The sequence below is a fragment of the Nocardioides okcheonensis genome (genome assembly GCF_020991065.1).
GTDB classification, from domain to species: Bacteria; Actinomycetota; Actinomycetes; order Propionibacteriales; family Nocardioidaceae; genus Nocardioides; species Nocardioides okcheonensis.
Map to the genome: position 1 here is coordinate 2,764,020 of NZ_CP087710.1, position 10,688 is coordinate 2,774,707.

The 10,688-nt window shown below is 73.6% G+C and carries 8 protein-coding genes; 5 read left to right on the forward strand and 3 right to left on the reverse strand.

The features are described 5' to 3' along the window. Nucleotides 1-4: 4 nt before the first annotated feature. The 4 genes from LN652_RS13420 (at nucleotide 5) to LN652_RS13435 (ending at nucleotide 4,656) form a co-directional block, all read left to right on the forward strand. Nucleotides 5-1,948 carry a M13 family metallopeptidase gene (locus LN652_RS13420; protein ID WP_329958432.1) on the forward strand — a complete coding sequence of 648 codons (1,944 nt, stop codon included), beginning with the start codon at nucleotides 5-7 and terminating at the stop codon, nucleotides 1,946-1,948. Between the two features lie 85 nt (nucleotides 1,949-2,033). Continuing rightward, on the forward strand, nucleotides 2,034-2,495 hold the full coding sequence (locus LN652_RS13425) for a universal stress protein (protein WP_230441127.1): 462 nt from the start codon (nucleotides 2,034-2,036) through the stop codon (nucleotides 2,493-2,495). 232 nt (nucleotides 2,496-2,727) lie between these two features. Beyond that, a complete protein-coding gene (locus LN652_RS13430) occupies nucleotides 2,728-3,549 on the forward strand; it encodes a 2-phosphosulfolactate phosphatase (RefSeq protein WP_230441128.1) in 822 nt (273 codons plus the stop codon). Nucleotides 3,550-3,639: 90 nt separating this feature from the next. After that, entirely contained in the window at nucleotides 3,640-4,656 is a 1,017-nt protein-coding gene (locus tag LN652_RS13435) for an SGNH/GDSL hydrolase family protein (protein ID WP_230441129.1), read from the forward strand. Nucleotides 4,657-4,735: 79 nt separating this feature from the next. On the opposite strand, the gene LN652_RS13440 is transcribed toward LN652_RS13435, so the two are convergent. Beyond that, complete coding sequence (locus LN652_RS13440) at nucleotides 4,736-5,251, reverse strand: hypothetical protein (RefSeq protein WP_230441130.1); 516 nt, start codon at nucleotides 5,249-5,251, stop codon at nucleotides 4,736-4,738. 159 nt (nucleotides 5,252-5,410) lie between these two features. Between LN652_RS13440 and LN652_RS13445 the strand changes: the two genes are divergently transcribed. Beyond that, the gene (locus tag LN652_RS13445) at nucleotides 5,411-7,591 is read left to right on the forward strand and encodes a RecQ family ATP-dependent DNA helicase (RefSeq protein ID WP_230441131.1); all 2,181 of its coding nucleotides are present in this window, start codon (nucleotides 5,411-5,413) and stop codon (nucleotides 7,589-7,591) included. A 273-nt stretch (nucleotides 7,592-7,864) separates the two neighbouring features. On the opposite strand, the gene LN652_RS13450 is transcribed toward LN652_RS13445, so the two are convergent. Continuing rightward, the gene (locus tag LN652_RS13450; RefSeq protein ID WP_230441132.1) at nucleotides 7,865-9,448 is read right to left on the reverse strand and encodes a DHA2 family efflux MFS transporter permease subunit; all 1,584 of its coding nucleotides are present in this window, start codon (nucleotides 9,446-9,448) and stop codon (nucleotides 7,865-7,867) included. 41 nt (nucleotides 9,449-9,489) lie between these two features. Next, a complete protein-coding gene (locus LN652_RS13455) occupies nucleotides 9,490-10,680 on the reverse strand; it encodes a dipeptidase (RefSeq protein ID WP_230441133.1) in 1,191 nt (396 codons plus the stop codon). Between the last annotated feature and the right edge of the window lie 8 nt (nucleotides 10,681-10,688).

The window sequence follows — 10,688 nt, forward strand, 5'->3', positions numbered from 1 at the left end:
GCGGGTGACGATCCTCGACGCCGCCCGCGAGGGCATGAACCCCGACATCCGCCCCCAGGACGACCTGTTCGGCCACGTCAACGGCCGGTGGCTCGACGAGACGGACATCCCGTCCGACAAGTCGAGCTGGGGCGCCTTCATCGCGCTCGCCGACGACGCGGAGCAGCAGGTGCGCGACATCATCACCGAGCTGGCCGACCGGCCCGCGGACGACCTCGACGAGGACGCCCGCAAGATCGGTGACCTCTACGCCTCCTTCATGGACACCGCCACCATCGAGGCCAAGGGCCTCGACCCGGTCCGGGGCCTGCTCGCCCAGGCCCGCGCGGTCGGCGACCTCACCGGGCTCGCGGCGTTCGTCGGCATGTTCGAGCGCATCGGCGGGCCCGGCCTGTTCGGCTCCTACATCACCCCCGACCGCGGCGACGCCTCGCGCAACATCGTCTACCTCGCGCAGGGCGGCCTCGGCCTGCCCGACGAGTCCTACTACCGCGAGGACAAGTTCGCCGAGATCCGCGAGAAGTACGTCGCCTACCTCACCACCCTGCTCGAGCTCAGCGAGCACGAGGACCCGGCCGGCGCGGCCGCGCGCGTGCTGGCCTACGAGACCCGGCTCGCCGAGGGGCACTGGGAGGCGGCGGAGACCCGCGACGTCCAGAAGACCACCAACCACAAGTCGCTCGACGAGCTGCGCGAGCTCTGCCCGGCCTTCGACTGGGTCGCCTTCGTCACCGCCCTCGGCGGCACCGAGGAGACGCTGCGCCGCACCATCGTGATGCAGCCCGACTTCTTCAGCCACCTCTCCACGGTGCTCGAGGAGACCCCGATCGAGACGTGGCACGACGTGCTCCAGGTGCGGGTCGTGCGCAGCTCGGCGCCCTACCTGCCCGAGCCCTTCGTCGAGGCCAACTTCGACTTCTACGGCCGCACCCTCAACGGCACCCCCGAGCTGCGCGCCCGCTGGAAGCGCGGCGTCGACTTCGTCGAGGGCGCGATCGGCGAGGCCGTCGGCAAGGTCTACGTCTCGCGGCACTTCCCGCCGAGCTCGAAGCAGATGATGGACGAGCTGGTCGCCAACCTCGTCACCGCCTACCGTCGCTCGATCGAGGCGCTCGACTGGATGGGTGAGGACACCAAGCAGCGGGCCTACGACAAGCTCGACCGGTTCTACCCGAAGATCGGCTACCCCACGGAGTTCCGCGACTACTCCAGCCTCACCGTCTCCGCCGACGACCTGATGGGCAACGTGGCGTCGGCGTCGGCGTTCGAGACCGACCGCCAGCTCGAGAAGGTCGGCCAGCCGGTCGACCGCGACGAGTGGCTGATGCTCCCGCAGACCGTCAACGCCTACTACCACCCCGGCACCAACGAGATCTGCTTCCCGGCCGCCATCCTCCAGCCGCCCTTCTTCAGCCCCGACGCCGACGAGGCGGAGAACTACGGCGGTATCGGCGCGGTGATCGGCCACGAGATCGGCCACGGCTTCGACGACCAGGGCGCGCAGTACGACGGCGACGGCAACCTGCAGGACTGGTGGACCGCCGACGACAAGGCCGCGTTCGAGGAGAAGTCGCAGGCCCTGGTCGCGCAGTACGACGCCTTCGAGCCGCGCACGCTGCCCGGCGAGCACGTCAACGGCAGCCTCACCGTCGGGGAGAACATCGGCGACCTCGGCGGCCTCACCATCGCGCACAAGGCGTACGTCATCGCCCGCGGCGGCGAGGCCAGCACGGAGGAGCGCCGCACGCTCTTCCTCAACTGGGCGCACGTGTGGCGCACCAAGCGGCGCAAGGAGCAGGAGCTGCAGTACCTCACCATCGACCCGCACAGCCCGGCCGAGTTCCGTGCCAACATCGTGCGCAACCTCGACGAGTTCCACGAGGTGTTCGAGACCGCGCCCGGCGACGGCCTGTGGCTCGAGCCGCAGGACCGCGTGCGGATCTGGTGACCCGCTGAGGTCGGGACCTCCGACCCCCGCAGGACGGCCCCTTCGGCCCGGGTGGTGGGCCAGGCCCCGTCCCTAGGCTCGGTCCATGGCCGGCGGCACGGACACCTCAACCCCCGACGGGGTCGTGGTGGGGCACGACGGGTCCCACCGCTGCGACACCGTGGTGGTCCGAGCCGCCGGCCTGGCACGCCGCCTTGGGCTCCCGCTGCACGTCGTCCGGGTGTGGTCGCTGGCGACGGCTCCGCGACCCGCGTCGATGACGACGACCTACGTCCCTCCTCTGGCCGAGTTCGAGCAGGCCGTGGTGGCGGCGCTGACCGCCCAGGTCGGGGTGCTCGACCTCGGGCCGGACGCCGAGGTGCACCTGCACGCCCTCAAGGGCCAGGCCGCCGAGCGGCTGGTGGCGTTCGCCGCGGAGGCCGAGATGCTGGTGATCGGCGCGCGCGGCGCCGGAGGCTTCCCGGGCCTGAGCGTCGGGTCGACGGTCAGCCAGGTGGTGCGGCACTGCGCGGTGCCGGTGCTGGTCGTCCCGACCGCGACGTCCTGAGCGTCTCTCCGGTCCTCCTCGCAGGACGAGCCGGGGCGGGCCCGTCCTGCGGATCCACCCGGTGGGGACGAGTGGGTGAGGAGGATCGGCAGTGGCCCGTGTGGACGGGCCGTGGGGTGGTTGTTCACGTGCGTTTCCCCAACGGTACGTCGCGCGCGGCCGTACCGCGACCCCCGGCGTCGAATTCCCTGCTCGTGTCTGGACCGGGGGACGGCCGCGGTTGAATGGGCGGGTGACGATCCCGGGCCACGACCAGTCCAGCCACCGCCTGCGCACGGAGTGGGGTCCCACCGGCGCGGAGGCCGTCCCGGCGGACGTGGCCGTCGTGGTCGACGTGCTCTCCTTCACCACCACCCTGAGCGTCGCGGTCGAGCGCGGCATCGAGGTCTTCCCGTTCCGCTGGAAGGACTCGCGCGCGGCCGCGCACGCGATGCGGCACGGCGCGACCCTCGCGGTGGGCCGCTTCGAGGCGCTCTCGCGCGGCGACGCCCGGCACGTGTCGCTGTCGCCGGCCAGCCTGGCCGAGGTCGAGGGCGTCGCCCGGCTGGTGCTGCCCTCGCCGAACGGGTCGACGATCGCCTTCTCGCTCGCCGAGGCCGGTGCCCGCGTCGTCGGGGCGTGCCTGCGCAACGCCTCCGCGGTGGCGGCGTGGCTCGCGCCGCAGGTGGCCGCCGGCGCCAGCGTGGTCGTCGTACCGGCGGGGGAGCGGTGGCCCGACGACACCCTGCGCCCCGCGGTCGAGGACCTCTGGGGCGCCGGGGCGGTGCTGCAGGCGCTCGTCGACCTGCTCGGCGCCGACGCCGACGCCAGCCCCGAGGCGCGGGCGGCGATGGCGGCCTGGCGGGCGGTCGACCTGCCCGCCGACCTGCTCGGCTGCGCGGGTGGGCGCGAGCTGGCCGACGTGGGGTTCGTCGCCGACGTCGAGATCGCCGCGCAGCACGACGTCAGCACCGTGGTGCCGGTGCTGGCGGGCGAGTCCTTCCGCGACGCCTCCGTGCCCGACGACGACGCGGGCGCCCGCCACCTGCGCCGCGTCGACGACCCGTCGACCTGACGGGCCGCCACTGGTGCGGTGTCCCCGGCCGTGCCTAGGGTGATCCCGGCCACACTCGGGTGGCCACATCTCTCGGGAGGTCTCCTGACCATGCACCGCCATGCACGCACGTCCTCACGGCTCGCCCTCCTCGGCGCAGCCCTCGTGGGCCTGATCAGCCCGCTCCTCGTCCAGCCGGCCCAGGCCGCCGCCCCGGTCTACGTCGCGCTCGGCGACTCCTACTCCTCCGGCACCGGCACCCGCTCCTACATCGCCGACGGCACGTCGTGCCAGCGCTCCACCTCGGCGTACCCCAGCCTGATCGCGGCCGCCCGCGGCTACGCGCTCAACTTCCGCGCCTGCTCCGGCGCCACCATCCCCGACGTCACCGGCACCCAGCTCGACGCGCTCACCAGCGCGACGACCTACGTCACCATCTCCGTCGGCGGCAACGACGCCGGCTTCGCCGACGTGCTCACCGAGTGCGCGCTGCCCGGCTGGGCCAGCGACTGCAACGGCGCGATCGACGGCGCCCAGGCCTACGTCAACGGCTCGCTGCCCGGCCAGCTCGCCGGCCTCTACTCCTCGATCCGCTCCCGCGCCCCGCAGGCGAAGGTCGTCGTCGTGGGCTACCCGCGGATCTTCCAGGGCGAGGACTGCAACGCGCTGACCTGGTTTTCCCCTGAGGAGGAGGCGCGGCTCAACCAGATGGCCGACCTGATCAACACCCGCACCAGCGCGGCGGCCTCGGCGGCCGGCTTCTCGTTCGCGAACCCGACCAGCGCCTTCATCGGCCACGCCGTGTGCGACGACCCCGAGTGGCTCAACGGGCTGTCCAACCCGATCTCGGAGAGCTACCACCCCAACGTCCTCGGCCACGCCAACGGCTACACCCCCGTGGTCAGCGGCGCCGTCGGCGTCGCGCTCGCCGTGACCGGTGACGTGGTCGCCGCGTCCGAGGCCTCCGGGGCCGACCAGGCGGCGCTGCAGCGCCAGTACGCCGCCGCCGACCGCACCATCGAGCCCGAGGTCGTGCAGGCGCCCGACCTGACCACGCCCGAGGTGCGGCGCGCGGCGCGCAAGGCCGGCATCGACATCGACCGGTTCGTCGAGCGCACCACGCGCTGAGTCGTCCGCCGACCGTTGCGGCGGCCCGGTCCCGGTGACGGGGCCGGGCCGTCGCGGTTCCCAGGCGTCTCGGTCCGGGTCAGCCGGTCCAGCCGTTGCGGTGCCGCTCGCGCTCGACGACCGCGCCGAGGTCGTCGTACGCGACCCGGTGGAGGTGCAGTCGGACGCCCCGGTCCAGCCGGGTGCGCGGGTCGACGAGGAGCGTCACCTGCGAGGCGCCGTAGCCGGACTGCGAGTCGACTCCGGCGAGGGCCCGTCCGGGCGGGCCGTCGGCCCCGCCCTCGCGCAGCACCCACGCGGTCGGGCGGTCGCGGACCGTGCCCACGACCGGCCCGCGGGCCCGCAGGGCGTCCGTCACCCGCGACACCTGTGTGCCGCGTGACGGCAGGTCGAGCGGGACCTCGAGCACCGGGTCGTCGCCCCGCAGCGTCTCCTCCGGGCGCAGGGGGTCGCGCGTCACGACGAGGTCCCCGAGCGCGCCGGCCGCGAACCTCCCGTGCTCGACCTGCTGGGCGAGGTCGCGGATCCGGCGTCGCCACGGCACCCACCGCCGCGTCACCGAGTACGTCCCGCCCTGCGGGTCCGTCGCCCTCACCGATCTCCCCCTCCGACCTGGCCGTCCCCGGCCGGGGACCCGGTCGAGGATGGTGGGCGCACGGCCCGGCCGCAAGGCGGGCTCCCTCTCCGGCCTCCTCGTCCACAGGGCGCGGGGACCGGGCGGCGGGGCGTCGGTGCCGGTTGGTAGACAGGGGCCATGACCACCGGGACCGACGAAGCCGTCACCGACGAGGCGCGCCTCGCGGCGCGGGAGTCCGCCGAGCGCCACCTGAGGGCCCTCGTCGGGCGCGACGACGCGGTGCTCCGCGAGGACCAGTGGTCGGCCATCGAGGCGCTGGCGGTCGACCGGAGGCGGGCGCTGGTCGTGCAGCGCACCGGCTGGGGCAAGTCGGCCGTCTACTTCGTCGCCACCAAGCTGCTCCGCGAGCGCGGGGCCGGTCCGACCGTGATCGTCAGCCCGCTGCTGGCCCTCATGCGCAACCAGATCGCCGCCGCCGAGCGCGCCGGGATCCGGGCGGTCACCATCAACTCCACCAACATCGACCAGTGGCAGCCGATCCACGACCAGATCAACGGCGGCGAGGTCGACGTGCTGCTGGTCAGCCCCGAGCGGCTCAACAACCCCGGTTTCCGCGACGAGGTGCTGCCGCGGCTCGCCGCGACGTGCGGCCTGCTGGTCGTCGACGAGGCGCACTGCATCTCCGACTGGGGCCACGACTTCCGTCCCGACTACCGGCGCCTCCGCACGCTGCTCGCCGAGCTGCCCTCGGGGATCCCGGTGCTGGCGACCACCGCCACCGCCAACGCGCGCGTCACCTCCGACGTCGCCGAGCAGCTGGGGGTGCGCGGAACCCCGCTGGTCGAGGAAGGCGCGCAGCGCCTGTCACGAGACCCCGGCTCGGAGGTCCTGGTCCAGCGCGGCACCCTCGACCGCGAGTCCCTCCGGCTCGGCGTGGTGCAGCTCAAGACCCCCGAGCAGCGCCTCGCCTGGCTCGCCGACCACCTCGCCGAGCAGCCCGGCTCCGGCATCGTCTACTGCCTCACCGTCGCCGCCACCCAGGAGGTCGCGGGCTACCTCCGCGACCGGGGGCTCGAGGTCGCGGCCTACTCCGGCCAGACCGAGGCCGACGAGCGGCACGCCCTCGAGCAGGCGCTGGTCGAGGGGCGGGTCAAGGCGCTGGTCGCCACCAGCGCCCTCGGCATGGGCTTCGACGCCAGCCTCGGCTTCGTCATCAACCTCGGCGCCCCGTCGTCGCCGGTGTCGTACTACCAGCAGGTCGGTCGCGCCGGCCGCGGCACCGACGAGGCGACCGTCGTGCTGCTGCCCCAGGTCGAGGACCGCGACATCTGGGCCTACTTCGCCTCGCTGGGGTTCCCGCGCGAGGAGCAGGTCCGCGAGACGCTGGCGGCGCTCGCGGAGTCCGACCGGCCGCTGTCCACCGCCACGATCGAGACCCGGGTCGAGCTCGGCCGCAACCGGCTGGAGTCGATGCTCAAGGTGCTCGACGTCGACGGGGCCGTCCAGCGGGTGCAGGGTGGGTGGGTCGCCACCGGGCGGCCCTGGCACTACGACGCCGAGCGCTACGCCCGCGTCGCGGAGGCCCGCGAGCGCGAGCAGCAGGCGATGCTGGGCTACCTCCGCACCACCGAGTGCCGCATGCGCTACCTCCGCGAGCAGCTCGACGACCCCGACGCCACCGACTGCGGACGCTGCGACAACTGCGGCGGGCTGAGCCTGTCGACCTCGGTCAGCGAGGCCGCCGTCGCGGAGGCGGGTGACCGGCTCTCGCGTCCCGGGGTGGTGCTCGAGCCGCGCAAGATGTGGCCGACCGCGCTGGCCAACCTCGGCCTCGACCTCAAGGGCAAGATCAGCGACGCCGCCGAGCCGGGCCGGGTGGTCGCGCGGCTCACCGACCTCGGCCACGGGCAGGCGCTGCGGGCGCTGTTCCGCGAGGACACCCCCGACGGGCCGGTCCCGCCGGGTCTCGCCCAGGCCGTGATGGACGTGATGAAGGACTGGGCCCCGCAGTGGCCGAGCCGGCCCGACGCGATCGTCGTCGTCGAGTCAGCGACCCGCCCCACCCTCGCCCGCGACCTCGCCGACAACCTCTCGCGCGTCATGCAGATCCCGCTCGTCGGCACCTGGGCGATCCGCGACGAGACGGTCCCGCCGCGTGCCGGGCAGTCCAACTCGGCCCAGCGGGTCGCCGCCGTGCGCCGCCGCGGCGGCCTCGACGCCCAGATCCCGCCGGGTGCCACCGTCCTGCTCGTCGACGACCTCGTCGCCACCGGCTGGACCCTCACCGTCGCGGCCGCCGCGATCCGCTCCGCCGGCGCCTCCGCCGTGCTGCCGCTGGCCCTCGCCACCCAGGGCTGAGCCCGCGACCGCCCGCCGCCGGCTGGCGGGCTGCTCGTCGCGGTCGGCGCGCACCGGCGACGGCCGCAGCGGCGGTGGTCGCGGCACGCGCGGGGGTGCCCGTGGTTGGACCTGTCTGAGGACGTGGTGCAGCCGGAAGGCCCCTCCTGGGTTGCAGGACGTCCTCAGATGACCCCCGGGGGCGGCCGGGACGGCAGCGGGCGCGGGTCCCGGGACGACAGCGGCCCGCCCTCCGGAGGGAGGACGGGCCGCGGACGTCGCGTGAGCCGGCGATCAGTGCATCATCACCGCGGTGGGGTCGGCCGGGGCGATCTTCCTGCGCGGCAGGAAGGCCGCCGGGATCAGGCAGCAGGCGACCAGGACCGTGGCGACGATGAAGACCGTCGCGAACGAGTCGGCCATGTCCTGCGTGGCGCGGGCGAAGAGCTGCTCGAGCGACGCGGGGTCGATGCCGAGCTGCTGGGCGGCCTGGGCCAGGGCACCGGGGTCGTCGCTGCCGTTCGCCGCGGCGCTGACGGCGCCGGCCTGGCCGATCGCGTCGCTGCCCTTCATCTGGTTGGTCAGGATCACCGAGAACAGCGCGGTGCCGATGGACGCCGCCACCTGCTGGGTGATGTTGAGCAGCGTCGAGCCGCGGGCCACGTTGTGGGCGGTGAGCGTCGCGAGCGCCGCCGTCATGATCGGCATCATCGTGCCGCCCATGCCGAGGCCCATGATGAACAGCGCACCGAGGATGTAGGCGTACGAGGTGTCCGCGCCGATCTGGGTGAACATCGCCATGCCGACGGTGATCACCGTGATCCCGACCAGCACGATCTTCCCCGGGCCGATCCTGTCGGCCAGGATGCCGGCGACGGGCATGGTCAGCATGGCGCCGACGCCCTGCGGGGCCAGCAGCCAGCCGGTGAAGAGGGTGCCCTCGCCGCGGACCTGGATGAAGTAGAGCGGGAACAGCAGCGAGGCGCCGAAGAACGCGATCGCGAAGAGGGTCATCGCGATCACGGCGACCGTCATGTTCTTGTTGGCGAACAGCCGCAGCTCGACCAGCGGGTGGATGTTGCGGCGGTTGAGCGCCCACGGCACGAACGCCACGATCAGGATCGCGCCGAGCACCATCGGCACCATCACCCGGGCCGCCATCGCGGTGCCCTCCTCGGGGATCGAGGAGACGCCGTAGAGGAACGCGGCCAGACCGGGGGAGAGCAGCAGCATGCCGAGCCAGTCGAAGGTCTCCGACGGCTCCACCTCGTCCTTGGGCAGCACCACCCAGGCGTAGGCGAGCGCGGCGATGCCGATGGGCAGGTTGATGAGGAAGATCCAGTGCCACGACGCGCTCTCGATCAGCGCGCCGCCGAGGATCGGGCCGAAGATCGGGCCCAGCAGCATCGGGATGCCGAGCACGGCCATCACCCGACCGACCCGCTCCGGGCCGGCCGCGCGGGTCAGGATCGTCATGCCGAGCGGCATCAGCATGCCGCCGCCGAGGCCCTGCAGGACCCGGAAGAGCACCAGCATCTCCAGCGACGTGGCCGCGGCGCACAGCACCGAGCCGGCGGTGAAGAGGGCGACCGCCAGCAGGTAGAGGCGCTTCGTGCCGAACCGGTCGGCGGCCCAGCCGGTCAGCGGGATGACGCTGGCCAGGGCGAGGGTGTAGCCGGTCATCGTCCACGCGACCTCGGCGGCGGTGGCGTCGAACTCCTGCTGGAAGGTGTTGAGGGCGACGGAGACGACGGTGATGTCGAGGATCGACATGATGGCGCCGAGGACGACGACGCCGGCCACCATCAGGACGCCCTTGTCGAGCTTGTCGGAGCTGTCCGGCTGGATCTCGCCGGGGGAGGTCTGGGTGCTGGTCACCGGGTCAGGATATTGGTTGACGAGGACAACCACCCAACGATTTACGGGTGGGCTGCGTCACCCCGCGGACCGTCGAGGTCCTCGATCCGCGCCAGGCTCGGGCCCCGGACGGACTGCAGGCCGCGGGCCGCGTCCTCGACGTCCCGCATCACCCGGAGCGTGTTGCGGCAGGTCAGCCGCGCGAGGTCCGCCGCCGACCAGCCCCGGTCCGCGAGCGCGGACAGCAGGGCGGGGTACGTCGACACGTCCTCGAGGCCGGTCGGCAGCACCGCGACGCCGTCGTAGTCGCCGCCGAGGCCGACGTGGTCGATCCCCGCCACCTCGCGCACGTGCTCGCAGTGGGCGACGACGTCGGCCAGCGTCGCGGTCGGCGGCGGGTGCTCGGCCTCCCAGCGGTCGGCGAACGGCCCGAACCGGGCGCCGTCGGCCTCGGGGATCCCTTCGGCCTCCGCCGCGGCGACCATCTCGCGGTGGGCGTCGGCGCACGCGGCGTTCACGAACTTCGGCACGAACGTCACCATGCACACGCCTCCGGCGGCGGCCATCGCCTCCAGGACGTCGTCGGGCGCGTTGCGGGGGCTGTCGGTGACCGCGCGGGCCGAGCTGTGGCTGAAGATCACCGGCGCCTCGGCGACCGCGAGCGCGTCGCGCATCGTGTCGGCCGAGACGTGGGAGAGGTCGACCATCATCCCGACCCGGTTCATCTCGCGGACCACCTCGTGCCCGAACGCGGTCAGCCCGCCGGCGACCGGCCGGTCGGTCGCGGAGTCCGCCCACGGGGTGTTCGCGTTGTGGGTGAGGGTCAGGTAGCGCACCCCGAGCCGGTGCAGCTGGCGCAGGGTCGCCAGGGAGCAGCCGATCGAGTGCCCACCCTCCGCGCCGGCGAGCGACGCGATCCGGTCCTCCGCCCAGGCCTGCTCGACCTCGTCGGCGGTGGTCGCCCACGCCAGCCGGTCGGCGTACCTGCGGGTCAGCTCGCGGGCGGCGTCGACCTGCTCCAGGGTCGCGGCGACCGCGGCGTCGCCGGCCAGTCGGGTCGGGACGTAGACCGACCAGAACTGCGCGCCCATCCCGCCGGCACGCATGCGAGGCAGGTCCGTGTGGGTGGGGGTGCCGCCGACGCCGACGTCGAGCCGGTCGAAGTCGTAGCCGACCTGCTCCCGGGCCTCCCACATCAGGTCGTTGTGCCCGTCGATGACGGGGTGGGCGGCCAGCAGCGCGGAGACGTCCATGGGTGGCG